The sequence below is a fragment of the Sorangium sp. So ce385 genome (assembly GCF_051474135.1).
GTDB lineage: Bacteria > Myxococcota_A > Polyangia > Polyangiales > Polyangiaceae > Sorangium > Sorangium cellulosum_D.
This window is the reverse complement of record NZ_CP150337.1, coordinates 3,304,988-3,331,418: the sequence shown is the minus strand read 5'-3', so window position 1 is coordinate 3,331,418 and position 26,431 is coordinate 3,304,988. Positions and strand designations below refer to the sequence as shown.

19 protein-coding genes and 1 pseudogene are annotated in these 26,431 nt (G+C 72.8%); 15 read left to right on the top strand and 5 right to left on the bottom strand.

Annotated features, from left to right (window positions below):
* Positions 1-136: 136 nt before the first annotated feature.
* Positions 137-2,491 (bottom strand): segregation/condensation protein A, encoded by a 2,355-nt coding sequence (locus WME83_RS12455; RefSeq protein WP_437319499.1) that lies wholly within the window; start codon positions 2,489-2,491, stop codon positions 137-139.
* 125 nt (positions 2,492-2,616) lie between these two features.
* Here WME83_RS12455 and WME83_RS12450 point away from each other — a divergent pair, with 125 nt between their 5' ends.
* From WME83_RS12450 to WME83_RS12435, 4 genes are all read left to right on the top strand, one after another.
* A complete protein-coding gene (locus tag WME83_RS12450; protein WP_437319498.1) occupies positions 2,617-4,950 on the top strand; it encodes a serine/threonine protein kinase in 2,334 nt (777 codons plus the stop codon).
* Between the two features lie 10 nt (positions 4,951-4,960).
* A complete protein-coding gene (locus WME83_RS12445) occupies positions 4,961-5,797 on the top strand; it encodes a hypothetical protein (protein WP_437319497.1) in 837 nt (278 codons plus the stop codon).
* 160 nt (positions 5,798-5,957) lie between these two features.
* A complete protein-coding gene (locus tag WME83_RS12440) occupies positions 5,958-6,806 on the top strand; it encodes a MaoC/PaaZ C-terminal domain-containing protein (RefSeq protein WP_437319496.1) in 849 nt (282 codons plus the stop codon).
* A gap of 50 nt (positions 6,807-6,856) precedes the next feature.
* Complete coding sequence (locus WME83_RS12435) at positions 6,857-7,576, top strand: peptidylprolyl isomerase (protein ID WP_437319495.1); 720 nt, start codon at positions 6,857-6,859, stop codon at positions 7,574-7,576.
* A 131-nt stretch (positions 7,577-7,707) separates the two neighbouring features.
* Here the strand turns inward: WME83_RS12435 and WME83_RS12430 are convergent, their stop codons facing one another.
* The gene (locus tag WME83_RS12430; protein ID WP_437319494.1) at positions 7,708-8,727 is read right to left on the bottom strand and encodes a DUF6599 family protein; all 1,020 of its coding nucleotides are present in this window, start codon (positions 8,725-8,727) and stop codon (positions 7,708-7,710) included.
* Positions 8,728-8,864: 137 nt separating this feature from the next.
* On the opposite strand from WME83_RS12430, the gene WME83_RS12425 reads away from it, so the two are divergent.
* From WME83_RS12425 to WME83_RS12375, 11 genes are all read left to right on the top strand, one after another.
* Positions 8,865-9,698, top strand: coding sequence for a pilus assembly FimT family protein (locus tag WME83_RS12425; RefSeq protein WP_437319493.1), 834 nt, complete (start codon positions 8,865-8,867; stop codon positions 9,696-9,698).
* The gene (locus WME83_RS12420) at positions 9,695-10,300 is read left to right on the top strand and encodes a type IV pilus modification PilV family protein (RefSeq protein WP_437319492.1); all 606 of its coding nucleotides are present in this window, start codon (positions 9,695-9,697) and stop codon (positions 10,298-10,300) included. The genes WME83_RS12425 and WME83_RS12420 overlap by 4 nt, the downstream gene beginning before the upstream one ends.
* Positions 10,297-11,598 carry a PilW family protein gene (locus tag WME83_RS12415; RefSeq protein ID WP_437319491.1) on the top strand — a complete coding sequence of 434 codons (1,302 nt, stop codon included), beginning with the start codon at positions 10,297-10,299 and terminating at the stop codon, positions 11,596-11,598. The genes WME83_RS12420 and WME83_RS12415 overlap by 4 nt, the downstream gene beginning before the upstream one ends.
* Positions 11,592-12,206, top strand: coding sequence for a hypothetical protein (locus WME83_RS12410; protein ID WP_437319490.1), 615 nt, complete (start codon positions 11,592-11,594; stop codon positions 12,204-12,206). Before WME83_RS12415 ends, WME83_RS12410 begins: the two co-directional genes overlap by 7 nt.
* A gap of 16 nt (positions 12,207-12,222) precedes the next feature.
* A complete protein-coding gene (locus WME83_RS12405; protein WP_437319489.1) occupies positions 12,223-15,867 on the top strand; it encodes a hypothetical protein in 3,645 nt (1,214 codons plus the stop codon).
* On the top strand, positions 15,864-16,415 hold the full coding sequence (locus WME83_RS12400) for a hypothetical protein (RefSeq protein WP_437319488.1): 552 nt from the start codon (positions 15,864-15,866) through the stop codon (positions 16,413-16,415). The genes WME83_RS12405 and WME83_RS12400 overlap by 4 nt, the downstream gene beginning before the upstream one ends.
* Positions 16,416-16,504: 89 nt before the next feature.
* Positions 16,505-17,626 carry a glycine cleavage system aminomethyltransferase GcvT gene (gene gcvT, locus WME83_RS12395; protein ID WP_437319487.1) on the top strand — a complete coding sequence of 374 codons (1,122 nt, stop codon included), beginning with the start codon at positions 16,505-16,507 and terminating at the stop codon, positions 17,624-17,626.
* Between the two features lie 78 nt (positions 17,627-17,704).
* The gene (gene gcvH, locus WME83_RS12390) at positions 17,705-18,106 is read left to right on the top strand and encodes a glycine cleavage system protein GcvH (protein ID WP_437319486.1); all 402 of its coding nucleotides are present in this window, start codon (positions 17,705-17,707) and stop codon (positions 18,104-18,106) included.
* A gap of 41 nt (positions 18,107-18,147) precedes the next feature.
* Positions 18,148-19,512, top strand: a complete 1,365-nt coding sequence (gcvPA, locus tag WME83_RS12385) for an aminomethyl-transferring glycine dehydrogenase subunit GcvPA (protein ID WP_437319485.1) — start codon at positions 18,148-18,150, stop codon at positions 19,510-19,512.
* Positions 19,513-19,673: 161 nt separating this feature from the next.
* Entirely contained in the window at positions 19,674-23,603 is a 3,930-nt protein-coding gene (locus WME83_RS12380) for a serine/threonine-protein kinase (protein WP_437319484.1), read from the top strand.
* Between the two features lie 377 nt (positions 23,604-23,980).
* A complete protein-coding gene (locus WME83_RS12375) occupies positions 23,981-24,388 on the top strand; it encodes a hypothetical protein (protein ID WP_437319483.1) in 408 nt (135 codons plus the stop codon).
* Positions 24,389-24,539: 151 nt separating this feature from the next.
* Here WME83_RS12375 and WME83_RS12370 read toward each other — a convergent pair.
* From WME83_RS12370 to WME83_RS12360, 3 genes and pseudogenes are all read right to left on the bottom strand, one after another.
* Positions 24,540-24,943 (bottom strand): annotated as a pseudogene (locus tag WME83_RS12370) (adenylosuccinate synthetase); the annotation flags it as partial.
* Positions 24,944-25,045: 102 nt separating this feature from the next.
* On the bottom strand, positions 25,046-25,612 hold the full coding sequence (locus tag WME83_RS12365) for a hypothetical protein (protein WP_437319482.1): 567 nt from the start codon (positions 25,610-25,612) through the stop codon (positions 25,046-25,048).
* 37 nt (positions 25,613-25,649) lie between these two features.
* Positions 25,650-26,414: a hypothetical protein gene (locus tag WME83_RS12360; RefSeq protein ID WP_437319481.1), complete on the bottom strand. Its 765-nt coding sequence runs from the start codon at positions 26,412-26,414 to the stop codon at positions 25,650-25,652.
* Between the last annotated feature and the right edge of the window lie 17 nt (positions 26,415-26,431).

Sequence of the window (26,431 nt, the reverse complement as noted above, 5' to 3'; positions counted from 1 at the left end):
CTTTGGCGCGCGCGGCTCCTTCTTTGCTCCTCGCGACCGCTTCGCTCCGCCGAACCACGCATGCGCCGCCGCCCTCAGCTGCGCCGGCGCGCTCTGTCCTGTCGTCTTCGCCACGCGCCGCCGCTTCGCCGCGGCATCAGCCACCGTCACGGCCACTCCCTGCGTCTACCTCATCCACCTCTTCCGCCGGCGCAGCCTCTTCCGGCGGTGTCGCGGCCTCCTCCGAGGCCGGCAGGTCGCTCGGATCCGCGGCCGCATCGCGCTCCGTCTGCTCCGGGGCGGGACCGGCGTCTGGTTCCGCCGCTGGCTCGCCCCCCACAACGTCGTGCGCGCGGCTCGTCTCCTCCGCCGGCTCGGCGCGCTCCGGCCCTGCAGGTTCGCCGCGCGATGGCTCGGCTGGCTCGGTCAGCTCCAGCCACGCCGGCTCGTGGCTCGGCGCCTCCGCAGCGTCCGCAGGCCCAGGCGCCTCCGCCTCGACGCTCATGGCCTGCACGGGCTCGGCAACCTCCGGCCACGCCGGCTCCTCGCTCGGCGCCTCCGCAGCCCGCTCCTCGACGCTCATGGCCTGCACGGGCTCGGCAACCTCCGGCCATGCCGGCTCCTCGCTCGGCGCCTCCGCAAGCTCGGGCGCCTCCGAAGCCTCCGCAAGCTCGGGCGCCTCCGAAGCCTCCGCAAGCTCGGGCGCCTCTGCAAGCTCGGGCGCCTCCGAAGCCTCCGCAAGCTCAGGCGCCTCTGCAAGCTCGGGCGCCTCCGAAGCCTCCGCAAGCTCAGGCGCCTCTGCAAGCTCGGGCGCCTCCGAAGCCTCCGCAAGCTCGGGCGCCTCCGAAGCCTCCGCAAGCTCAGGCGCCTCTGCAAGCTCGGGCGCCTCCGAAGCCTCCGCAAGCTCGGGCGCCTCCACCTCGACGCTCTTGTCCTCCAAGGGTGCGGCCAGATCCGGCCACGCCAACTCTTCGCTCGGTGCCTCCGCAGCCTCCGCAAGCTCAGGCGCCTCCGCAGTCTCCGCCGGCTCAAGCGCCTCCGCAGTCTCCGCCGGCTCAGGCGCCTCCGCCTCGACGCTCCTGTCCTCCACGGGCTCGACCAGCTCCGGCCACGCCGGCTCTTCGCTCGGCGCCTCCGCAGTCTCCGCCGGCTCAGGCTCCTCCGCCTCGACGCTCCTGTCCTCCACGTCCTCCGTGGACTCGAGCGGCTTCGGGCTCGCCGATTCGCCTCTCAGCGTTTCCGCAGCCTCCGGGACCTCCGTTCCCGCCGCCTCGACCAGCTCCGGCTCCGCCGCCTCGACCAGCTCCGGCTCCGCCGCCTCGACCAGCTCCGGCTCCGCCGCCTCGACCAGCTCCGGCTCCGCCGCCTCGACGAGCCCCAACTCCGCCGCCTCGACGAGCTCCGGCTCCGCGAGCTCGCCGCCACCCACGCTCGCGGCCTCCGCTCCCCCACCCTCGCCGGCAGCAGGCGGCGCGCCCGCCTCTTCGCCCCCCGCCGCCTCGACCCGCGCCGCCGCCGGCGCCCCCTCGTCGACCTCGAAATCCGGCGGAGGCGTGCCGTCCGGCACCGAGAGCTGGATGTGGATCGGCGCCAGCGGATCCGTCTGGTGGACCCGGATCAGCCTCAGCTTGCACATCTCGAGCACGGCCAGAAACGTGATGACGACCTCGAAGCGGGGAATGACGCCCCCCTTCGAGACGCTGTCGAGCAGCAGATCCTCGAAGCGCATCGACCGCCGCGCCGAGAGCTTCTCCGTGAGCTCCACGATGCGATCCGTGATGCTGATGCGATCGAAGACGACCTCGTGATCAATCTGGACATTCGTCCGCTTCAGCACCCGCTCGAAGGCGTCCAGCAGGCCGAAGATGGGCATCGACGCGAACGGAGCGGGGCCCTTGGGCACCTCGCTCTCGCTCATGCCGCGCGTGAACACGTCCCGCCCCAGCGTGCCGCGCTCGGCCAGCTCGCCCGCGGCCATCTTGTACTTCTGGTACTCCAGGAGCCGCCGGACGAGCTCGGCACGCGGATCCTCCTCCTCGCCCGGCATCCCGTCGTCGTCCTGCCCCGCAGGGACGCTCGGCAGCAGCATCTTCGACTTGATGTGCGCCAGCGTCGCCGCCATCACGAGGTACTCGCTCGCAAGATCGATCGACAGCGAGCGCATGAGCTTCAGGTACTCGAGGTACTTTTCCGTGACGAAGCCCACGGGGATGTCGAGGATGTCGAGCTCGTGCTGCTGGATGAGGTGCAGCAGCAGGTCGAGCGGACCCTCGAACGTGGGAAGCGTGACGACGTACTCGCCCTCCCGCGGCCCCGCGTCCGCCGCCTCGGCCCGGGAGGCGGCCTCGGCCCGCGAGGCCGCCTCCCGAGCCGAGGCCGCCTCCCGGGCGGGCGAGGCGGCGCGCGAGGTAGCGGCGGCGCCCTGGCCGGCGGCGGGCGCAGGAGCGGCGCCCGCGTTGCCGCGCCCTTTGCCGCCGCGCGCCCTTGCCGCGCCCGCCTTGGAACCGCTCACGCCGCGACCGTAGTCGCAAGGCGCCGGTCGGTCCACGTCCGAGCGTCCCCCGGCGGCGCGACGCGCCGAAACGCCGCTCCCTCCGAGAATTTATCGCGGGAGCGGTGCTAGGATCAGCGCGGTCGATGAAGCCGTCCCCCGCGAAGAGCTGCCCCTCGTGCGGTGAGCGCTACGACGCGGGCGTGCTCTATTGCCCGCGCGACGGCACCCCGCTCGCGAGCTCGCGCAAGAGCGCCTCGTTCGGCGCCGCCGAGCGCGATCCGTACGTCGGCCTCACCCTCGGCGGGCAGATCCAGGTCCGCCACCTCATCGGCATCGGCTCGATGGGCCGCGTCTACCGCGCCTTCCAGGCAGGGATCGAGCGCGACGTGGCCGTGAAGGTCCTCCACCGCGAGCTCAGCAGCAACGCCGAGCTCGTGAGCCGCTTCCACCGCGAGGCCAAGATCGCGAGCCGGCTCGTCCACCCGAACGTCGTCCAGGTGCTCATGACCGGGAGCATCCCCGCCACGGCCGACGCCCGGATCGGCGGCGAGCTCTACCTCGTCATGGAGCACCTCGACGGCATCTCGCTGCTCTCGGCGCTCGCCGCCGCCGGCACGGCGGGCGAGAGCGAGGCGCTCCCGCTCCCGAGGGCGCTCCACATCATCCTCCAGGTGTGCGACGCCGTCGGCGAGGCGCACGCGCAGGGCATCGTCCACCGCGATCTCAAGCCCGAGAACATCATGCTCGTCCGCCGCGGCGAGGACCCGGACTACGTGAAGGTGCTCGACTTCGGCATCGCCCGCCTCGACTGGGCCGACAAGGCGATGACCACCCAGGCCGGGCTCATCTTCGGCACGGCCAAGTACATCTCGCCCGAAGGCGCCGAGGGGCAGCGGGTCGGCCCGCCCGCGGATGTCTACTCGATCGCGACGATGCTCTACCAGTGCCTCGCCGGCCGCGCGCCGTTCGAGGGCGACTCGCCCGTCGCGCTGCTCGTCCAGCACACCCACGCCCCGCCGGCCGACCTGCGCAGCGTCGCGCGCTCGAGCTACGTGCCCGCGCCGATCGCGCAGGTCGTGATGCAGAACCTCGCCAAGAAGCCCTCGGACCGCGCCCCGGACGCGCGCGCCCTCGGCCGCGACCTCGCCCTCGCCGTGCGCGCGAGCGGCCTCGACCCCGACGAGATCGCCGCCCAGCCCGGGCTCCTGCGCGCCAGCGCGGTCATGAAGCTGGCGTCGAAGTCGCGCACCAAGTCGCTCGACCTCTCCCCCGCGCTCGCCGCGAAGATCGGAGGCATCGCCGCGCCCACGCTGGAGAGCGCCCGCGTCAGCGACCTCGATCCGCTCCTCCCGGCGAGCGAGGCGGCGCTCTACGGAGGCCCCGCGTCGCCTCGCCACGAGGACGATCGCTCCTCTGCGAGCGACGAGGAGCGCACCTCGTCGCCCCGAGCGAGCGGCGTCGAGCGGTACTCCTCGAGCGGCGTCGAGCGGTACTCCTCGAGCGGCGGCGACCGCTCCTCGTCGCCCCGAGCGAGCGGCGTCGAGCGCTCCTCCGCGAGCGACGCGGAGCGCTCCTCGTCGCCCCGAGCGAGCGGCGTCGAGCGCTCCTCCTTCAGCAGCGCGGACTTCAGCGGCGCGCCGGACGAGCCCGCGCGGACGGCGGTCGGCCTCGGCATCGACCCCGCGCGCGACTCCGCGCCCGCCCCCTCGACCATGCAGGGCGTCGCGTCCGCGCCGCCGCAGCTCCCCCGCCGCGCGGTGATCGCCCGCGCCACCGCGCTCCTCGCGTGCGCCGGCGCGGTGGGGCTCGTCGCGTTCCTCGGCGGGCGGCACCTCGGCGCCTTCGGGGGAAAGACCGCGCGAGACTCGCTGGAAGGGCACATCGACCGCGCGCGCGACTGCATGGGCAGGCACGCGTGGGACACGCCGCCCGGCGAGAACGTGAAGGACATCATCGCGCAGGCGCTCGCGCGGTGGCCCAGGGACGCGCGGCTGGTCGCGCTCCGGCGCGAGTCCGCCGAGCGCATCGTCGCCGACGCCCTCGGGCGGAAGTACGCCGGCGACAGGTCCGGCGCCATCCGGCTGGCGACGCTCGCGATCGAGCTGCACCCGGAGCTCACCACGGCCCAGCACCTCGTCGCCGAGCTCTCGGCCCCGCCGAAAGACCCCCCCGAAGAGCCGCCGCCGCAGGTCTCCCCGCAGAGCAGCGGGCTCCGGAACGCCGGCCCGGATCGCCGGCCGCCCCCGCGCCGTCCGGCGCCGGACGGCCATCGCGGCTCGACCCCCGGCCAGCCGCCGGCGCCGGGTCCCCGCGGCGCGCCGGCCCCGCCGCCAGCGTCGGGAGGCGCAGCCGCGCCCGCGAAGACCGGCGCCGCCCCGCCGCCGGCCAGCGACGCGCCGGTCCTGCCGCCGTCGCCGCCCCCGCTGCCCACGGAGGGCTCCTCGCCGCTCCCCTCGTCCACCGGTCCGTGGCTATAATTCGACGAAGGTGAATCAAGGCGGCTGGTACCCGACGTCGCGCGCGCCCACCAACGTCCGCGCTGGGGAGGGCGACCGAGCAGCGCCGCCGCGCCGAGACAGCGCCCGATCGAAGCGCCGCGCCGCGGGCGCAGCCGGCGCCGCCGCGCTCGCCTTGCTCCTCTTCGCGGCCCCCGGCCGCGCCGACGAGAGCAGGGCGGCCCGCCGCGCCGCCGCCGCGCGCGAGCGGGATCGCCCCTACACCATGGTCGAGATGAGCGGCGGCGTGATGACGCTCCCCGGCGCCGACGTCTGCCCCGTCCTGGCCCCGGAGGCGTGCGAGCAGGGCGAGACGAGCGTCTCCTTCGGCATCCACAACCTCTACCGCTGGGGCGACATCGGCTTCGGCGCGGGCATCTTCTGGGCGGCGTCGCTGAGCACCGACGCCGCGCACGGGGCCAGCAGCCTCGAGCGCGATCACTCGCGCCGCTACTTCATGCTCGACGGGGTGTTCCGCTACTACGCCCTCCGCACGCCCAAGACGGAGTGGTGGGTCGGCGCGACCGTCGGCGGCGTCGTCGTCAACGACTCGTGGTCGGTCGAGGCCGATCGCAACCCGTACTCGGACACGGCGTACGTCGGTCCCAGGGCGGCGACGATCGGCACCGAAGGGGTCGCCGCGGGGCTCGCGATCGGCGGAGACTGGGCGTTCGCCGAGAACTGGAGCGTCGGGAGCCACCTCCGCTACTCGAGCTGGTTCCTCCCGGAGCAGCGCAAGATCTCGCCGACCGGCGATCGTGCGTCGCTCTCCGAGCGCGTCGACATGTTCAACATCGGCGTGCTCATCGCCTACCGCGTGGCGCTCTGATCTCGCGCGCGGGATGGCCACGGCGCGCGTGCGCGCCGCGCCGTGCGCGGGGTGGAGCCGGCGCACGCGCCCACGGTGTTCGCGCGGCGGGCGGCAGTTGACGCGACATCGCCAGGTCTGTACGCCTCCTCGACCGTTTCCATCCTGCGAGGAGCCCCCGATGCCGCTGAATCTCTCGACGGTCGGCCACACGACCAAGCCCAGCGCCTTCACCTTCAACTGGAAGACCCTCGCCACCTACGCGCTCGGCATCGGCGCCCGGCGCGACGAGCTCGAGTACCTCTACGAGGGCGTGCCCGGCGGCATGAAGGTGTACCCCACGTTCGGCGTCATCCCCTCGCAGGACGCCGTGTTCGCGGCGCTCGAGGCGGCCGGGGCCGAGCTGCCGCTCATCGTCCACGGCGGCCAGACGCTCCGCGTGCACCGGCCGCTCCCGACGAGCGGGACGCTGTTCACGACCGCCACCGTGTCCGGCATCTACGACCTCAAGAAGTTCGCGCAGGTGATCGTCGAGACGAAGACGACCCTCGACGACGAGCCGCTCTTCGACACGGTGTGGTCGATCATCGTGCGCGGCGTCGGCGGCTTCGGCGGGCCGCGCCCGCCGCAGAGCGAGCCTGCGGCCTCGGTGCCGAAGGACCGCGAGCCCGACTGGGTGGTCGAGCAGGCGACCGCGCCCGAGCAGGCGCTCCTGTACCGGCTCTCGGGCGACGAGAACCCGCTCCACGCCGACCCGGAGGTCGCGGCGAAGGCGGCCTTCGCGCAGGGCCCCATCCTGCATGGCCTCTGCACGTACGGCTTCGCGGCGCGCGCGATCATCCAGAAGGCCGCGGGCGGCGACGCGAGCCGGCTGCGGGCCTACGGCGCGCAGTTCCGCAAGCCGGTCTGGCCCGGCGACACCCTCATCACGCGGGGCTACATGCTCGAGGGCGGCAAGGTCGCGCTGGTGACCTCGGTCAAAGAGCGCCCCGATCCCGTGCTCACGAGCGCGTGGGCGGAGATCGGCTGACGGCCGGCGCGGCCGCGTGCTAAGGCCGAGCCCCGGATCAGGGAAGCGATATGAGCAAGACGACCGAGAAGGACAGGGCCAAGGACGACGAGGACCTCGACGAGGACGAGTCGACCGACGAAGGCAACGACGACGGGGAGGAGGAAGAGGCGAAGGCCACCGCGGTCCGCGGCCGCGGCCACGCGCACGACGACGACGACGATGACGCGGACGACGACGGCGCCGATCCGGAAGATCCGTACTGGTGGGCGCCGCACGCGGTGCTCAGCGCGCTCGTGCTGATCGGGCTCCTCGGCTTCTTCGGCATGTTCAACAAGACGCCGCTCGCTCGCCTCGCCGCCCCTGTCGCCCCGGAGCCGGACGATCACGCGCACACGGCCGCCGCCGCGCCTCCCGCGCCCGCCCCGACGCCGCGTCCGGCGCAGTCGGCGCAGCCGCCCCGGGAGATGTTCGGCGCGAAGCACCTGCTCGTCATGTACCAGGGGAGCCGGCGCGCGCCCGCGACGGTCACGCGCACGAAGGAGGAGGCGAAGGCCCGCGCGACCGAGGCCATGACGAAGGCCAAGGCCGACCCGAGCAAGTTCGCGGACATCGTGAAGGAGTACTCGGACGAGCCGGGCGCGGACCGGCGCGGCGGCGACCTCGGCAAGTTCCCGAAGGGCGCGATGGTCCCGGAGTTTCAGGCGGGCCTCGAGAAGATCAAGGTCGGCGAGGTGAGCGACCTCGTCGAGACGCCGTTCGGCTTCCACGTCATCCTCCGCACGCAGTGAGCGCGCGGTGCCCCCGGCCCGCGGCGCCGCAGCGCCGCAGGCCCGGGCGCCGCAGGCCCGGGCGGCCGCAGGCCCGGGCGGCCGCAGGCCCGGGCGCCGCAGCGCCGTGAGCGACCCGTTCGCCCGCGCGCTCAGCGCGCCGGCGCGGTGACGATCTTCTTCAGCCTCGCCGACTTCTCTTCCTTGGTCAGCGTCAGCTTCGCGTGCTCGTCGGCCGTCATGCCGCTACGGAGCACGCGGGCCTCGTCGCCGACCCCGTAGACGGTCTTGTCGGCGCGGGCGAAGATCCACTCGGTGGCGGGGCTCTCGCCCTCCTTGTGCATGAGGCGCACCGAGCCGTCGCCGATGCCCTTCTCCCGGACGGCGCCCGGCAGCTTCGCCAGCGTCGACAGCACGTCCTTGGCCTGATCGACGTCGGCGCGCACGATCGCGGCCACCCGGTAGCGCTTGTCGACCTCCTTGTAGTAGCCGAACGCGCCGGGCCCCGCGCCGTCGACCCCGAGCACGTCCTTGGTCTCGTAGCGGACCCCGAGCGGGATCATGTTGTCCTTGGGGAGCGCCGCCGCCGCCGGCGGCAGCGACGGCTCGCCGGGCAGCTTCGCGCCCATCTCCTTCACGAGCCCCGGCAGGACCTTCTCGCTCGACGACTTGAGCGCCGCCTCGGCCAGCGCCTCGTCGTTGTACGTGATCTCGGCGAGGTACTGCCCGCGCCAGAGGTACGCGTTCCCGACCCCCATCGCGGCCGCGCCGCCGCCGTCGATCTGGCGCGGCGTCGCCTCGTCGGAGGGGTCGCCGTCGCCCACGGTGCGCTTCGTGAACATCCCGTAGGCGCCCTCGGTGGACCCGAACTTCGAGAGGTGCACGTCGACCGTCGCCGAGCCGCCGGCGCCGCTCACGTAGCGCGCCTCGACCACCCGCCGCACCCCGAATCCCTTGTAGATCTCGCACTCCCCGTCGAACATGTCGCAGATGCTGTCGAGCGGCAGGGGCGCCGATTCGCCGAACGTCTTCTCGGCGCCGTTCGGGTCGAGGCAGAACCCGCCCGTCATGCGCGGGAAGAACGGCGCGCTCGCCGCGTCGCTGATCGTCCCGCCGCCCTCCGCGCACGCGGCCGGCTTCGCGGCCGGCGGCGGCGGCGGCGGCGCGCCCATGGGCTCCTCCTTCTTGCTGCAGCCCGCGGACAGCGCGGCCGCGAGCGCGCCCGCGAGCAGCGCACAGCGCCCGGCGCTTCCGCGCCGGGGCCTCTCGCCGCACGCAACAGGCGCGCTGTGGGCAGACGGGACTCTCGATGAACACCTTTCCGGCGGGAATCGCATGGCCCGATCGCCTTGCACCTTTTTTCATAGCGCCGCAATCGTTAGCGCCCGTCCCGGACCGCTTTGAGAGATTCATCATGCAAATCCATGGTTTAGCGCGCACCGCCGAGGGCATGCGGCTTGCCTTTGCCGGCCATCTGGTGCGTCCCTTCCCCTGTTCGCGACCTCCTCTTCGAGATCCCGATCGACCGCGGGCGTCGTCGCCGCGAGAGCGCGCGCGGCGACGACGCAACGGGCGCGGCTTCACCCTGCCGGAGCTGCTCGCGGTGGTCGTCCTCATCGGCATCCTGGCGGCCGCCGCGTCGCCGAGCTTCGTGAACGGCATGCGCGATCGCCGCGTGAACCGCGCCGCGATGGAGATCAGCGGCCTGTACCGGCTCGCGCGCTACCAGGCGCTGGGGCGCGGGGCGGCGGTGCTCGTGCGGTGGACGGCCGCGACGGGGCAGTTCGACGTGCGGCAGGCGCGGGCCCAGGACATCGGCGCCGGCTCGCTCATCTCGACGAGCTGCCGCAGCATCGCCGACTGGACGAGCCCCGCCCTGACCGACCCCGTCACGACGCTGCAAACGGCGGGCGTCGCGCTGGCCGCCGTGGAGCTCCGCGATCCGACCGCCCCCGACGGCGCCGTGCGCGCGAACGCCGACATCTGCTTCACGCCGAGGGGTCGGACGTACGTGCGCTACGCGGCCTCCGGGGACTTCGTGCCGCTGCTCGGCGCGATCCGGGTGAACGTGACCAACACGAGGACCGGCCTCCTGCGCTCGGTCTTCGTCCCGCCGAACGGCGTCGCGAGGCTCGGCCTGTGAGCGCGGCGCGGGTGAGGCGAGCGGGGCGCTCCGGCTACACGCTCATCGAGGTCATGGCGGCGCTCGGCGTGCTCGCCATCGGCGCCACCGGGGTGCTCGCGCTGCAGAAGGCCACGCTCATCAGCAACACGAACGCGCGCAACATCGCGGTCGCCAACAACATCGCCATGACCTGGGCGGAGCGGCTGCGGGTGGACGCGCTCCAGTGGAACGAGCCCCGGCGGGTCCCCGACCTCGACGGCGACACCCAGTGGATCAGGCTCGCGACCACCAGCCCGTTCCCGGTGAAGGTGACGCCCACGCAGGTCGACGCGCTCGGGGCGCCGAGCGCCGACGTGTTCGGGACCGACATCCACCTGGGCGACACGTCGGAGCCCGCGTTCTGCACGCACGTTCGCTTCCGCCAGTTCACCGACCCCGTGTCGGGGACGCGGCTCTGGGAGAGCCTCATCCGCGCCGAGATCCGCGTCATCTGGGAGCGCAACGGGAACCCGATCGACTGCACGGTCGACCCGATCCTCGTGGACCAGCACCCGGACCGGTTCGGCGCGGTCTACCTGACGACCGGCGTCCTCCGGAACACGAGCGAGGACCTACGATGACGACGGACCGCCGCATCTCCCCCGCGCGGGCGCGCGCCTCAGGACAGCGAGGCTTCACGCTGGTGGAGCTGCTCGTGGCGATGGCCGCCGGCCTCGTCGTGTCGCTGGCCGCATTCCTGCTCTCGAAGAACGCGACGCGCTTCTTCCAGAACGAGGCGAGGGCGTCCGCCTCGCACCTCGCGGCGACCGTCGGGCTGAACCGGCTCGCCGCGGACCTGCAGCGCGCCGCGTACCTCTCGACGCCCAACATCCGCGCCGATCCGGAGGTCTGCGAGGTCCCGCCCGCGCCGCTCGGCCTGAATCGCCTCGCGGGCATCTCGATCCGGCGGCAAGGATCGGTGTTCGAGGGCGGGGCGGAGCTCGCCCAGAGCGTCGCCAACGACCTGTATCCGGATTCGATCATCATCGGTGGGAGCTTGAGCAGCAACGAGCTCTTCGAGTTCAGGAGCATCAGCAACGCGACCGGCGCCATGGTCGTCGAGCTCAATCCGAGCAGCGCCGCCGTGCAGCGCACGCTCCAGCGAGCGAACGGCAGCGGACAGGGGCTGTCCCAGATCTTCGCGCCGAACCGCATCCTGCGCGTCATGGTCCGGGGCCAGACCCAGGTTCTCTACGGGGTCATCCAGGGCACCAACGTGCAGGGCGATCCGCCCAACGTCATCGCCATCACCCTCAAGCCGTCTCCCGGCCTGCCGCTCCTCTCGGGGCTCGGTCGGTGCGGCGTGACCCCCGGCGGCGCCACCGGCGACGGCGGATGGGTGAACGTCGTCAACCGCGTCCGCTACAACATCCGGAGCCTCGTCGGCAAAGACACGCCCTACGCCCCCCTCGTGGCGCCCATCTCGCCGGAGCAGAGCGGCGACGACGGCCGCACCGAGCTCGTGCGGGTCGAGCTCGACGATGAGGACAACGAGATCCCGGAGACGCTCGAGGTCATCGCGGAGTACGCCGTCGATCTCAAGTTCGGGATCTCCACCGCGCAGGAGAGCACCGATCCGAGCGTGACCGACCCGTTCATCCAGCGGTTTCCGATCATGTCGACCGACAACGCGGCCGTGTACAACATCGCCGCCTCGAACGACCAGTCGAGCGCCGCCCCGCAGCGCGTGCGGTCGGTCCAGGTCCGACTCTCGACGCGCACCCGGGCGCCCGACCGCGACGTCGGCTACCCCGAGCGCTCCGACGGCCGCAGGCTCAGGTTCCTGATCCCCGACATCGTCTCCGAGGCCACCTATGCCCGGATGCGCACGCTCTACGCCGACATCGCGCTCCCGAACCAGGCCTACGTCAAATGGTGAACGCAAGCATCGCCCGGTCCCGCCGGCGCGCCCACGAGCGGGGCGCCGCCGTGTTCATCGTCGTGCTGGTCATCACGATGCTCACGGCCATCGGCCTGTTCGCGGTCAACGTCGCCACGCTGTCGACCATCGCCACCGGCCATGAGCGCCGGATGACGCAGACGCATTACCTCACCGAGTACGCGATGCAGCTCGTGATCGCCGAGATCGAGCAGAAGGGCGGCCTGGACACCTTCCCCGAGGCGGATCCAGACAGGTGCTCGGTCCGCAGACCCCCGGGAGAGCCCCCCTTCCGATGCTGGTTGTTCTTCCCGCACGCCCTCGACGCGGCGGAAGATCTCGTGGAGCTGCCCGCGCCCGATTCGCCGGGGAGCCTCGGCCGCGCCGACATCGACTGGGCCGCCAAGGTGGAGATCTCCGACAGGATCTACCCCGCGATAGGCAATCGCGCCGGCAGCGACCAGGGCGGCCCGAACGCCGTGAGCGCCGATTACTGCACGGTCACCATCAACGCGCGGCTCATCGCCTGGCCGAACGGCGCGGTCATGGCGGCGACGGGCAGCCAGGAATCCATGTCCGTCGTTGCCGATATCCTCTGCTCGAAGTGACGAACCGGAGCGCACGATGCGAAACCTGACGAAGGTCCTTGTCACGATGGGCTCCGCGGCGACGGTCGGCCTCGTCGCCGCCCGCGCGCGCGCGCAGGCCATGGATGTCGAGCCGCCGCTGCCGAACGTCCTCCTGCTCGTCGACACGTCGGGCTCGATGGAGAAGACGGTGGCGGGCGGGGAGCCGGACTGCAACCCGCTCACGCCCCCCGCCTCCGAGGCCCAGAAGAGCCGCTGGACGAAGCTCGTCGAGTCGCTCACCGGTCCGATCCCGGACTTCTCCTGCTACGCGCAGCCCCGCACGCAGCCCGAGTTCATCGACGAGTTCACCATCGATGGGGAGCCGCCGTACGACGCGAACTACTACCTCTCGTTCCATCGCCTGCTCTCCAACGGCTGCACGCCGACCCCCGGGGCGACCCACGACGACGTGGTCGGGCACAGGTACGACGATGCGGCCATCGGCTGCACGTTCCCCTACGACGCTCCCAACGGCCTGCTCGACGTCTACCAGGACCGGATCCGGTTCTCGCTCATGACGTTCGACACGCTCCCCGACGCGCGCACCGGGCTCGTCAGCGGCGTGCGCAACGCCCAGAGCGGCATGCGCGGGATGTGGAGCTACTTCCTCGAGTTCCAGAGCGGCGCGGGCTACCCGGCGCGGGGCAACCCGCCCGACTGCGCCGTCGCGGACATGGAGGTCGGCGCCAAGAACCCGGCGGCGCCGCTCTGGGAGGGGCCGCTCATCCCCTTCCCGACCTTCGACGCGCCCATCGACGCCGTGCGCGAGAAGAACCTGAAGATCCAGAAGGCGCTCCTCGCGACGCGGCCGTACGGCGCCACGCCGCTCGCCGGGATGCTGTCCGACGCGCGCGACTACATCCTCAACGAGGCCTCCCTCTGGGAGGGCCAGCCGCTCGGGCCGCGCGACGATCCGTACATCAGCGGCGGCTGCCGCAAGACCTCGATCGTGCTCGTCTCCGACGGCGAGCCGAACCTCGATCTGCGCCCGACCTGCGCGCAGGGCCCGGGCCCCGGCCCCGAGGGCACGGGCTGCCCGTACGAGGAGCCGCACGTCATCGCGCACTCGCTCAACACCCACGTGAACCCGAACCGGCGCGTGCGGACCTATGCCGTCGGGTTCGGGCTCACCACCCAGGCGCGGCAGGAGCTCAGCGATCCGACCTTCGACTGCGCGAGGATCTCCAGCACCGATTTCCTGCCCGCCGGGCGCTGCGACAACGCCACCGGCGCGGTCAAGGCGTGCTGCACGCTCTCGCGCATCGCCATCGAGGGCGGGACCGACCGCGGCTACTTCCCCGACGACGCCAACGAGCTGTCCGCGGTCATGTCGCAGATCTTCGCGCGCATCTCCGCGAACTCGACGAGCCGCACCCTCCCCGTCTTCGCGACGGCGTCCTCGACCGTGAACAACGGCAGCGAGGCCGCGGGCGTCGCCTACCAGTTCGGCTCGTCGTTCAGCCCGCCGGCGGACGGCTCGCTCTGGAGCGGCAACCTCGAGCGCAAGCGCTACGTCTGCGAGTCCGTGAACGGCGTGATGACGACGCAGCTGGAGGACATCGACCCCAGCAAGGGCGACGACTTCGCCGCCAACGTGAGCTCCAACGATCTGGCGCGGCCGCGGAGGTTCCTCAGCGTGATCGGCGAGCTCGACGTCGACGAGCAGCGCATCTGGTCGCAGCGGACCATCCGCCCCGCGGCCGCCTCCGAGGACGGGCTCAGCGACTACACGGGCACGGTGACCGGCAGCGGCGTGCCTGAGGCGGCGCAGGGGTTCGCGGACGCGCTCTCCAGCGCGCCGCGCGCGCTCGGCCTCGATCCGAGCCTGGGCAGCGTCCCCGCGCAGTGCTCGGGCGGGCTGCAGGCGACCACCGCCGAGGCCTGCGCCGAGCGCATCATCGAGTGGGAGACCGGCGAGCCGATGCCCGCGAACGTCCCCTCCCGCGACGGCAACGAGCTCGGCAGCATCTACCACTCCACGCCGGTCATCGTGGGGCCGCCGCGCGACTACATCCCCGACGAGTCGTACCGGCTCTTCGCGGAGCAGCCCGCCCAGGCGAACCGGCCGCTCGTGCTCTACACCGCCACGACCGACGGGCAGCTCCACGCCTTCCAGGTGACGGCCGCGACCGCGGCCGACCCGCTCAAGGTGGACCGCGTCGAGAACAACGAGCTCTGGTCCTTCCTGCCGCCCTACGTCCTCCCTCGCCTCCTCGATACGTTCAACCAGCAATCGATCCTGCTCGACGGCGCGCCCGTCGTGAAGAACGTCGTCTTCGAGCGCACGTCGGCGCAGATCAGCGAGGCGACCGCGTCGTGGAGCACGGTGCTGCTCGCCGGCGGCGGCGCGGGCGGCGGCTTCTACTACGCGCTCGACGTGACGAACCCCGCGGCGCCGCGGTTCCTCTGGCAGCTCTCCACCGACGACGAAGACAACCGGCTTTTCGGCGCGTCGACCCCGACGCCGGCGATCGGCATGGTCGAGATGGAGTACAAGGGCGAGGTCCGCGAGATCGCGGTCGCCATCCTGCCCGGCGGCTCCGCCCCGCTCGACACCAGCCAGAGCGCGTGCAACCGGAAGGGCACGACGAACCCGCTCTTCCATCCGACGGGCAGCCTGTCCGTCCGCAGCTCGGTGCGGTGCTGGGGCACCGCGGGCAGCGGCGGCCCCGTCGGGCCGGCGCGCTCGCTCACGATCGTCCGGCTCGACACCGGCGAGGTGCTCCGCACGTTCCGGGGCCTCCCCTCCGAGGCGCCGGCCGGGCTCTCGTCTCGGACCACGGAGGTCGACTTCGACTCGCCGATCACCGGCGTCCCCGTGCCGTTCCCGGCGGGCGTCGGCGAGGTCGCCGAGCGCATCTACGTCGGGGACGCCGACGGGACGCTCTGGCGCGTCAACCTGTCGAGCACGGACCCGGACGAGTGGAGCGTGTCCCTCGCCTGGGACGCGTACTCGTTCGCGAGCGACACCGCGGCGAGCAGCCAGCCGATCCAGACGACGCCGATCGTCAGCACCGACCCGCTCGGCAACACGGTCGTCCTGTTCTCCACGGGCGATCAGGAGTCGTTCACGCCGGGGGTCGAGACGCGGGTCTGGTCGATCATCGAGCGGCCGCACGAGACGAGCGTGCGCATCTCCGAGAACTGGGTCGTGCCCCTCACGAACGGCAAGCGCGTGACCGGGCCCATCGCCCTCTTCAACGGCTGCGCGTACTTCGCGACGTTCACGCCCGTGGCGCCCGGGACCTTCGCGTGCGCGGACGGGTTCGGCTCGGTCTGGGGCGTCAACTACCTGCGCGGCCAGGCGGCGACCCCGGCCGCGTACCCGAGCGGGAGCGGCTGCCTCGTCGACGATCCGATGGCGCCTCCCTTCGAGGATCAGGCGCCGGGGACGGTCGTCTTCGGCGTCGCCGTGATGCAGAAGCCGACGTGCACGGAGACGGAGGAGTACACCGATCCGCACTTCGGCACCCAGACGATCGTCCGGCAGTCGACCCCGCCCGAGTACCAGCTCGTGTTCCACACCGGCGCCGCGGGCCAGGAGGACGCCCAGGGGGGCGAGACGCGGACGAGCACGACGACGCTGCCGACGCCGCGCAAGGTCGTTAAGATCGACTCGTGGGCGACCATCCTCGAATGAAGCGCGGCGGCCTGTCGCGCGCCGCCGCGGCGCTCGCCGCGGCCGTCATCTGCGCGTCCGCCGCGTCCTCCGCGCCCGCCTGCCGCAGCGAGGCGCCTGCGCCAGCGCCGCCGCCGCCGGCGAGCGAGGCCTCGGCGCCGAGGCCGCCCGTCGACCAGGTGCAGCCGGGCGAGCTCGCCGAGGGCGCCGAGCAGGCGTTCGGCCTCCCCATCCCGCGGCGCATGAAGGTGCGCGCGCGCTTCTCCGACGCGGTCTTCGCGGTCGGGGAAATCCCGGCCGAGCGCGTGGCCAATTACGTGCGCACGCGCGTGCTCGCCGGCAACGTCGAGACCGGGCCGGCGAAGACGATCTTCTCGCGCGCGACCGTGAAGGGCGCGCCGCAGCGGGTGCTCCGCGTCGAGGTCGTCTCGCGCGCGCACGTCTCGGAGCTCGTCGTCCGCGACGAGACCCGCCCGCCCCCGGAGCGGGGGCTTTCCGTCGAGGAGCGCTGGCGTCGCAACGGGCTCACGCCGGACGGCAAGGTGCTCGATCCCACCCGCCTCGAGTGAGCGCGCGCCGCCGGCGGCCTCGACGTGGCGCGCCGCGGGACGCCGCCACGCCAGTCGACATCCCCGACCTTTCGAAGTAGATCGCGCCCGTGTCGACCAAGCCGCTCCCCACCGCTCCGCTCCGAAGGACCCCGCTCTACGACGAGCACATCAAGCTCGGCGGCCGCATGGTCCCGTTCGCCGGCTGGGAAATGCCGGTCCAGTACAAAGGCGTGACCGAGGAGCACCGGGCGGTGCGCACCGCCGCCGGGCTCTTCGACGTCTCGCACATGGGCGAGATGATCCTGAGCGGCGAGCACGCCGGACGGGTGGTCGACTACCTCGTCACGAACGACGTCAAGAAGCTGGAGGACGGACACGCGCTCTACACGTGCGCGTGCAACGAGGGCGGCACGATCCTCGACGATCTCATCGTTTACCGGATCGACGCGCGGCAGTGGCTCATCGTCTGCAACGCGTCGAACCGCGACAAGATCGCGGCCCACTTCCGGAGCGCGGCGCAGGGACACTGCAGCTTCGAGGACGCCTCGGACCGCACGGCGATGATGGCGCTCCAGGGGCCGAAGGCGCTCGACATCGTCGCGCTCGCGGGCGGCGACGGCCCGACGCTGCGCGAGCTGCCGTCGTTCCACTTCCGCGACGCGACGCTCGCCAACGTCCGCTGCACCGTGGCCCGCACCGGCTACACCGGCGAGGACGGCATCGAGATCTTCTGCTCCCCGTCCGACGCGCAGCGGCTCTGGCGCGCGCTGGTCGAGCTCGGCGGCCCGCTCGGCATCGAGGCGACGGGCCTCGGCGCGCGCGACACGCTCCGCCTGGAGGCGCGGCTGTCGCTCTACGGCAACGACATCGACGAGACCACGAACCCGATCGAGGCGGGCCTCGGCTGGGTGGTGAAGCTCGACAAGGGCGATTTCGTCGGGCGCGGCGCGCTCCAGCGCGTCAAGGACGAGGGGCCCGCGCGCAAGCTGATCGGCTTCGAGATGGTGGGGCGCGGCATCGCGCGCCACGGTTACCCGCTGCTCGACGAAGGCGGCGCGAAGGTCGGCGTGTGCACGAGCGGCAGCCCCGGGCCGACCGTCGGCAAGAACATCGGGCTCGGCTACCTGCCGGCGTCGATGGCCAAGGTGGGGACCGCGTTCCAGGTCGACTGCCGCGGGCGCTCGGTCGAGGCCGTCGTGGTCAAGACCCCGTTCTACAAGCGGGCCTGACGCGCGGGCGCGCGGGCGCGCGGACCGAACGGCCGCGAGACGAGCAGAGATCCAGGTTGGCAAAGGGAGAAGAAGTCCATGGCGAGCGATGATGTCCGGACGGACCGGCGGTACACGAAGGACCACGAGTGGGCCAAGCAGGAGAACGACCACGTCTTCGTCGGGATCACCGCCTTCGCGGTCGATCAGCTCGGCGACATCACGCTGGTCAACCTCGACGTGAAGCCCGGCGACACGATCGCCGCGGGCAAGGCGTTCGGCACCATCGAGAGCGTCAAGACGCTGAGCGACCTGTTCGCGCCGGTGAGCGGCAAGATCGTGCGCGTGAACGGCGAGCTCGAGAGCCGCCCCGAGCTCGTCAACGATGACTGCTACGGCAAGGCGTGGATGATCGAGGTCGCGCCCTCGGACCAGGGCGAGCTCGGCGCGCTCATGGACCCCGCCGCCTACGCCGAGCTGCTGAAGTCCGCGGCGCACTGAGCGCCGCGCCCCCCGCATCACCCTGCCCGCTGCACAACACCATGCGTTACCTGCCCCACACGCCCGAGGAAATCAGCGAGATGCTGCAGGCCGTCGGCCTGTCGTCGCTCGAGGAGCTCTACAGCGCGATCCCGAAGGAGGCGCGCCTCACGCGCCCGCTCTCGATGGATCCGCCCCTCGACGAGGCCTCGCTCATGCGGCACCTCGAGGAGCTCGCGCAGAAGAACCGCGCCGGGCGCATGCTCTCGTTCCTGGGGGCCGGCGCCTACGAGCACCACTTCCCGCCGGCCGCCGATCAGCTGCTGCTCCGGAGCGAGTTCTACACCGCCTACACGCCGTACCAGCCCGAGGTCTCCCAGGGCACGCTCCAGGTGATCTTCGAGTTCCAGACGATCGTGAGCGAGATCCTCGGGCTGCCGGTCGCCAACGCGTCGATGTACGACGGCGCCAGCGCGCTCGCCGAGGCCGTGCTGATGGCCCGCAGGCTCACGGGGCGCGAGCGCACGGTGCTGTCCGAGGGCGTGCACCCCGACTACGTCGGCACGGTCGAGACGTACGTGCACGGCATCGGCAGCGGCAAGGCGTCGCTCGCCCGCGTCGACGTCGGCCGCGACGGCACGGCGGACGTCGAGGCGCTGACGCGGGCGATCGACGAGACGACCGCGTGCGTGGTGGTCGGCTATCCGAACTTCTTCGGCGTCGTGGGCGACATCCGGAGGGTGGCCGAGGCGTGCCACCAGAAGGGCGCGCTGCTGATCACGGTCACGCTCGACCCGTACGCGCTCGCGCTGCTCGAGTCGCCGGGCGCGCTCGGCGCCGACATCGCCGTGGCGGAGGGCCAGCCGCTCGGGCTGCCGCCGCAGTACGGCGGGCCGAACGTCGGGCTGTTCGCGTGCAGGAACGACCGCAAGTACCTCCAGCAGGTGCCCGGCAGGCTGGTCGGCGAGACGGTCGACAAGCACGGGACCCGGGGGTACGTGCTGACGCTCGCCACGCGCGAGCAGCACATCCGGAGGGAGCGGGCGACGAGCAACATCTGCACGAACAGCGGCCTGTGCGCGACGGCGGTCACGATGCGGATGTGCATGCTCGGCAAGCGCGGCTTCGTCGAGGCGGCGCGGCAGTGCCTCGCGAAGGCGGAGCACCTCAAGCGGGAGATCGCGCGGCTCGACGGGTACGCGCTGCCGCTCGCGGCGCCGACGTTCCACGAGTTCGTCGTGAGGGTCCGCGGCGGCGACGCCGGGAAGCTCACGCGGGCGCTGGCCGAGCAGGGCATCATCGCGGGGCTCGATCTCGGCCGCATCGACGCCCGGCGGCGCGACGAGCTCCTCGTCGCGGTGACCGAGCGGCATAGCCGCGCGGACCTCGATCGGCTCGTGGAGGCGCTCGCGGGCTTCTCGGGCTGACGCCCGGGCGGCGCCCAGGCGGGGGCGAAGGGCGCGCGGGGGCGAAGGGTACGGGGCCGCGGCAGGTCGGCCCCCCGGCGACCTCGTCGCCGCCTGGAGGCCGCGCCGGTCGCGTGCTCCCCGGTGCAAACGCGCCTCGAACCGGGCGATACTTCGCCGCTATGCGCGGGGGAGAGGTGATCGCCGGGCGATTCGAGCTCGAAAAGCTCGGAGGCGCCGGTGGAATGGGGGAGGTCTACCAGGCGCGCGATCGGGCGTCCGGCGGGACCGTCGCCGTCAAGGTGCTCTACCAGCTCGACCCGCGGAACGCCGAGCGCCTGATGCGCGAGGCCGCGCTGCTCGCCGAGCTCGATCACCCGGGCATCTGCCGCTATGTGGCGCACGGGTGGACGGCGGAGGGCGCGCCCTACCTCGCCATGGAGTGGCTCGAGGGAGAGGACCTCGGCGCGCGGCTCTCGCGCCGCGATCTCAGCGTGGACGAGGCGGTCACGCTCGTGACGCGCGCCGCCGAGGCGCTCGCGGTCGTGCACGCGCGGAGGATCGTCCATCGCGATCTCAAGCCCTCCAACCTGTTCCTCGTGGATCGCGACGTCGCGCGGGTGAAGCTGCTCGACTTCGGGATCGCCCGGTTCTCCGAGGTGACGCGGATGACCCAGTCGGGGGTGATCGTGGGGACCCCCGCCTACATCGCCCCCGAGCAAGCCCGGAACAGGACGGCGATCGACGCGCGCGCCGACGTGTTCGCGCTCGGCTGCGTGCTGTTCGAGTGCCTCACCGGCGTGCAGGCGTTCCGGGGCGACAGCTTCATGGCGACGCTGCTGAAGATCGTGCTGGAGGACGTCCCGCGGGCGAGCGAGCTGCGCGCGGAGGTGCCGCCGTACCTCGACGCGCTCTGCGCCCGGATGCTCGCCAAGAACCCGGCGGAGCGCCCGCGCGACGGCGCGGCGGTGGCCGCGGCGCTCGAGGCGGTCGGCCTGGGCGCGACGCTCTCCATGGCGGCGGCGCCGGCGAGCTCGGCGCCGTCGTCGCCGCTGTCGCTGACCCACAGGGAGCGGCGGGTGCAGTGCGTGCTGCTGATGGCCCCCGAGCCGGGCGCGGCCAGCGGCGCGGGGAGGCCGGACGCGGAGACCGAGATCGCCTCGGCCTCGGACGAGGTGACCCGGGAGGTCGCCGGGCTCGGGTGTCAGCTCGACCTCCTTCTGGACAGCTCGATCCTGGTCACGTTCACGGGGACGGGCCTGGCCACGGATCAGGCGGTGCGAGCGGCCCGCTGCGCGCTCTCGCTGCGCAAGCACGCCGGCGACCGGCCGATCGCCCTCGCGACGGGCACCGCCGAGCTCTCGGGGAGGCTGCCCGCCAGCAACCTCATGGACCGGGTGGCGCGGACGCTGGCGCAGCCCGCGCAGGACGCGGGGCAAGCGCGGCCGATCGCGATCGACGAGGTGACGGCGGGGCTGCTCGACGCCCGCTTCGATGTGGTCGAGACCGAGGCGGGCCTGTGGCTCCACGGCGAGCAGGCGCTCGCGAAGGGCGCGCGGACGCTGCTCGGCAGGCCGACCGCGTGCGTCGGGCGCGACTGGGTGATCGCGGCGCTCGAGGCGCTCCGCGCCCAGTGCATCGAGGAGTCGAGGGCGCGCGCGGTGCTCGTGACCGGGCCGGCGGGCATGGGCAAGTCGCGCATCGCCTACGAGATGCTGCTCCGCGCCCGCCAGCGCGAGCCCTCGTTCGCGTTGTGGGTCGGCCGAGGAGACCCGCTGCGCGCGGGCGCCGCGCTCGGCCTGCTCGGTCAGGCGCTGCGGCAGGCGTGCGGCGGCATTCAGGACGGGGAGCCGCTCGAGGCGCGCCGGGACAAGCTCCGCGCCCACGTCGGCAGGTACTTCGGCGGGGCCGACGCGCAGCGCGTGTCGGAGTTCCTCGGAGAGCTCCTGAACACCCCGTTCCCCGACGAGGAGAGCCTCCAGCTGCGCGCCGCGCGCGGCGACGTCCGGCTCCTCGGCGACCAGATGCAGCGGGCCTGGGTGGATTTCCTCGCAGCGTCGTGCGACGAGCGCCCCTTGCTCCTCGTGCTCGAGGACCTGCACTGGAGCGACACGCCGACGGTCCAGTACATCGACGAGGCGCTGCGCCGCGTCCGCGACAAGCCGTGGATGCTGCTCTCGCTGGCGCGCCCGGACGTGCACGAGCAGTTCCCCCGGCTGTGGGCCGAGCGGGGGCTCCAGGAGATCCGCCTCGAGCCGCTGACCTCCAAGGCGAGCGCGCGGCTCGTGCGGCAGGTGCTCGGCGATCGGGTGAGCGACGCGACGCTGGAGCGCATCGTGGCGCAGGCCGAAGGCAACGCGTTTTACCTGGAGGAGCTGATCCGCGCGACCGCCGAAGGCGACATGCGGGACGCGCCGGAGACGGTGCTGGCCATGGTGCGGTCCAGGCTCGAGGGGCTGGACGACGTGGCGCGCCGGCTGCTGCGCGCTGGGAGCGTGTTCGGGGACGTCTTCTGGCGAGGCGCGCTCGACGCGCTGCTGGGCGGCGCGGGCGGCGCGGGCGGCGCGGAGATCGACGGCCACCTCGCTCGCCTGGAGCGGCTCGAGTGGATCGTCACCCGGTCGGCGTCGAGGTTCCAGGGCGAGCGGGAGATCGCGTTCCGGCACGCGCTCGTGCGCGAGGCGGCCTACGGCATGCTGACCGAGGAGGATCGCGCGCTCGGGCATCGGCTGGCGGGGGCGTGGCTCGAGCGCGCCGCCGAGCCGTCGGCGGCGGTCATCGCCGAGCACCTCGATCGGGGCGGCGAGCGCGCGCGCGCCGCGGAGCTCTACCAGCGAGCGGCGGCGCAGGCGTTCGCCGCGAACGACTTCGGCGCGGTGGTCCGGTGGGCCGAGCGCGCGCTCTCGCTCGGGGCGAGCGGCGACGCTCAGGGGGAGCTGCTCTTGCTGCGGGCCGAGGCGCGCAGGTGGCGCGGGGATCTCGCCGAGTTCGGCCGCTGCGCGCAGGTCGCGCTGCGGGTGCTGCCGAAGGGCACCGGGGCCTGGTACGCCGCGCTGTCCGAGGCCGGGCGCGCGGCGAGGCACCTCGGGCAGCCCGAGGATCTCCTCCAGCTCGACGCGGCGCTCGCCGACGCGTGGCCCGAGGGGCAGGCGTCCGCTCCGGCGGTGACGGCGGCGGCGTCGATCGCGCTGGACCTCTTGCTCGCGGGTCTTCACGACCGGGCCGAGGCGCTCCATCGGCGCATCGAGGCGGTCGCCGAGCGCTTCCGCGACGACCCGAGCGTGAGCGGGCCGATCTACCGGCAGCGCGGGATGCGCGAGCTCTTCGCCGGGCACCTCGACGAGAGCTGCGCGATGGCCGCGCAGGCCCTCCGTTGCTACGAGCAGGTCGGCGATCTGCGGCGGGCGTGCATCGAGCGCTGCAACCTCGGGTTCCGGGAGTCGCTGCTCGGCGCCTATGCGGAGGCGATGGTACGGCTGCGCGCCGCGGTCGCGGAGGCCGAGCGGATGGGGCTCGACTACGTGCTCGGCTTCACGCTGCACGATCTGGGTCGTGTCCTCTGGCGCACCGGCGCCCTCGAGGAGGCGCGCGTGGTGCAGGCGAGGTCCGCGGCGCTGTGCGCGGCGCAGGGCAGCCGGCGCGGGGAGGGCTGGTCTCGGACGTACCTCGCGGGGATCCTGCGAGACGCTGGCCGGCTCGACGAGGCGGAGGTCGAGGCCCGCCGCGCGGCGGCGCTGCTGGAGACGGCGCAACAGGCCCAGGTCGCGGCCCGGGCGACGCTGGCGTCCGTGCTGCTCGCCCGCGGCAGGTCGGCCGAGGCGCTCGCGGAGAGCCGCGAGGCCGTGGCGCAGCTCGACGCGGTGGAGAGGGTCGAGGAGGGGGACGCGATGACCCGCCTCGTGTACGCGGAGGCGCTCTTCGCGGCGGGGGATCGCGCCGGGGCGCGCGCGGCGATCGCCGAGGCGCGCGAGCGGCTGCTCGAGGTGGCGATGCGGATCGCGGATGCCGGGATGCGCGAGAGGTTCCTCCGCGATGTGGAGGAGAACGCCAGGACGCTGGAGCTCGCGCGGGCGTGGGTCGACGGCGGTGCGGGTGGGGGGCCGGCCGAGTGAGAGCGGCGGGCGGCGAAGGCGCGGCGTGCTCGACGTCGAGCGAGCTTATCTGCGCCCGCTACGGCGAGCTCGGCCCGTCGTGCCCCTCGGATCGGTCCCACCCCTCGTGCGGCTCGGGAACGCCGAGCGCAGCGAGCACGTCACGCCGACGGCATCCGTACCCCCTACCCTCGATCGGATCGAGTTCGAAGTGACGGTGGCGGGCAGGACGCTCGATGTTGATACAATAAGCACATGAGCCCCACATCGCGTTCTTTCATCCGGTGCCGAACGCGTCAGATGCTGCACGGATGCGTGCGACGCACGCGATCTTGGCGAGGCCACCAGTAGCATTTGCTTTGCTCAATGCATGGCGCCATGAGCACTGCGAGCGAGAGATGAACAAGTCGATCGACGAGATTCTTGCTGAGTTCACCAGTTGGTATGGTCCAGAGGAGGTCTGGATCCTCTCGCTGAGCGACGCCGAGACTGTCGAGCGACTGCGGGCCACCGGGAATTATCCATGCACCGCCTTGGCCGACTACCTCGAATCGTTGTTCGCTCGGGTCCAAGTTGATCCGGCATCGATCAAGCGCGAGCTGGAGGAGTCAGCGGGTTCCGTATCTGGTGGCTTTAGGAGTTGGCTAGATCCCAGTGAGAAAACTGCCGACGGCCTCGATGCATGGGTCGCCTATCACCTGGCCAATGGACGGGCCATCGCTCGGCGCTTGATACTCGATTGGGAGAAGCAGGAAGCCTACCTCTTCAACGTAGCCCGCTCTTCCAACCCCTCCGACCAGGAATGAGCTACCACGGGCTGCGGCTGCGTTAAGCCGTCACCGACGCACGAACGCCGGCCGCGCGGCCGCGGGGGCCCCACACCCGCCCGCACCGCCCCCAGCGACGGACTTCCCGGCGGGGCGCCCGCGCAGGCGGCGCGCCCTCAGCCCTGCCGCATCACGCAAACGCGTTGCGCCGCACGATAGTAGCCTCGCGGTCCGCGCCGACCGAGACGACGTCGACCGGCACGCCGGTCTCCTTCTCCACCAGCTCCACGTAGTTCCGCGCAGCCGCCCGCAGCTCGCCGTACGCCGCGCCGACCGAGCACAGCCGCGCGCCGAGCTGGCCGCCGAGCTCCATCGGAAAAGGGCCCTTGCCCACCCGCGTGCAGTACGCGTTCGCCAAGCCGAGCACCCGGCGGATGCGCGTCGGGCCGACCCCGGCGCCCACGCACACGCCCCCGACGATCGCCGACGACGTGACGAACGGGAACGTGCCGTGATCGATGTCGAGCAGCGTCCCCTGCGCCCCTCCAGCAGCACGCGCTCGCCGCGTACCGGGGTACGAGTTCGCCCGTCCATCGGCGTCCGCGGCGCCGATGCGCGCCGCGCGCCCGATCCTCGACGACCCACTTCCCAGCTCGATCGCTCCCCATCGTGTCCGGAGAGACGCTCGCGCGCCCCTCACCGCGAGGCGACGTCCCGCCCGCGCTGCTGCGCGGGGAACGGGTTCGGCCACACCGGCAGGAGCGCCTGTCGGTACACGGTGAGCCGCAGCAGATCGATCCCCGCGATGGCGCCGAACGCCATCGCGTCGTCGGTCCCGTAGCTCCCCTGGAGCGACAGGCTGATCCCGAGCGGCGCCCCCAGCGTGAGCGCGCCGGCCACGCCGGTGGAGCCCGCCCCCCAGAAGCGCTGGTAGCCGCCCACGTCGAGGGCGAGGCCGAGCTGGCCGGCCTGGAAGCCGCGCGTCGCGACCCGCGCGAGCAGCGCGAGATCGATCCCGCTGTCGAGGAGCGGGGTCGCGCGCACGAGGCCGCCCACGATGACCGGCGCGTCCGGCGTGGTCCCGACGCCGACGTCGAGCGAGAGCGCGCCGTCGAGGACGAGATCGCTGTCCCCCTGCTTCCAGCCGACCGCGCCGGCGCCGACGAAGGTCCACGCGGAGGCGTCCGCGCGCGAGGGCGAGGACCAGGCGAGCGGGGCGAGCAACGCCCCGAGGGCGACGAGGCAGGCGATCGGCGAGCGCACGCGAGCGAGCTACCACGAAGCGCCGAGCGGCGATAGGTCAGGGCGCGCCGCCCCGCCGCTCGACGATCCGCCGCGCCACGAGCGCGGCCACCTCGGGGTCGAAGAGGAGCGTGTTGTGCCCGCGCGCCTCCATCACGCGCACCTCGAAGCCCGGCAGCGCGTGCGCGATGGGCGAGCGGACCAGCGTGTCGGCCCCCGCGACGATCGACAGGTGCGGAACGCTCGACCGCGCCGTCCCGAGGAGGACGCGCCGGAGGAGCGGGCTCGAGGCGTCGAGATCGCGCGCGCCGCCGAAGCCGAGCAGCGCGGCGCGCGGGATGCCGCCGAACGGGCTCGCCATCGAGATGGTCTGCACGATCCGCGGGTCGCCGACCTCCTGCGCGAAGAAGCGGCACACGATGCCGCCCATGCTGTGGCCGACGAGGTGCAAGCGCGCCCCGCCCGGCAGCGCCGCGACGAGGGCCCCGAGGCGCGCCGACAGCTCCTCGACGCCAGGCCCCGGCGCGTACGACATCGTCGCGGTGTGCACCGCCCCCGACGGAGGCTCGGCCCGCGCCGGGATTGGCCGGCCTTTCGCCCGCGACGCGGATGCGTGGCGCTCGATCGCCGTCCGCAACGGCCGGAGGACGCCGGCCGACGCGAAGAGGCCGTGCAGGATGATCACCACGTCGTCGCCGTCGCGCGTCCCGGCAGGGAGCACCGGCGCGAGGGTGTCGTACGGCAGGAGGACCGCCTGCCGCGCGAACGAGGCCACCTCCCTGCCAGCGGTCGCCGCGAAGGCCGACGCACGGAACCACCTCACCACGTGGTGGCTCTTAC

Coding starts and splice junctions, on each gene's coding strand:
- WME83_RS12375 (WP_437319483.1), top strand. CDS start 23,981: ATGAACAAGTCGATCGACGAGATTCTTGCTGAGTTCACCAGTTGGTAT.
- gcvPA (WP_437319485.1), top strand. CDS start 18,148: ATGCGTTACCTGCCCCACACGCCCGAGGAAATCAGCGAGATGCTGCAG.
- gcvH (WP_437319486.1), top strand. CDS start 17,705: ATGGCGAGCGATGATGTCCGGACGGACCGGCGGTACACGAAGGACCAC.
- WME83_RS12435 (WP_437319495.1), top strand. CDS start 6,857: ATGAGCAAGACGACCGAGAAGGACAGGGCCAAGGACGACGAGGACCTC.
- WME83_RS12425 (WP_437319493.1), top strand. CDS start 8,865: ATGAACACCTTTCCGGCGGGAATCGCATGGCCCGATCGCCTTGCACCT.
- WME83_RS12450 (WP_437319498.1), top strand. CDS start 2,617: ATGAAGCCGTCCCCCGCGAAGAGCTGCCCCTCGTGCGGTGAGCGCTAC.
- WME83_RS12415 (WP_437319491.1), top strand. CDS start 10,297: ATGACGACGGACCGCCGCATCTCCCCCGCGCGGGCGCGCGCCTCAGGA.
- WME83_RS12430 (WP_437319494.1), bottom strand. CDS start 8,727: ATGGGCGCGCCGCCGCCGCCGCCGCCGGCCGCGAAGCCGGCCGCGTGC.
- WME83_RS12440 (WP_437319496.1), top strand. CDS start 5,958: ATGCCGCTGAATCTCTCGACGGTCGGCCACACGACCAAGCCCAGCGCC.
- WME83_RS12410 (WP_437319490.1), top strand. CDS start 11,592: ATGGTGAACGCAAGCATCGCCCGGTCCCGCCGGCGCGCCCACGAGCGG.
- WME83_RS12405 (WP_437319489.1), top strand. CDS start 12,223: ATGCGAAACCTGACGAAGGTCCTTGTCACGATGGGCTCCGCGGCGACG.
- WME83_RS12380 (WP_437319484.1), top strand. CDS start 19,674: ATGCGCGGGGGAGAGGTGATCGCCGGGCGATTCGAGCTCGAAAAGCTC.
- WME83_RS12400 (WP_437319488.1), top strand. CDS start 15,864: ATGAAGCGCGGCGGCCTGTCGCGCGCCGCCGCGGCGCTCGCCGCGGCC.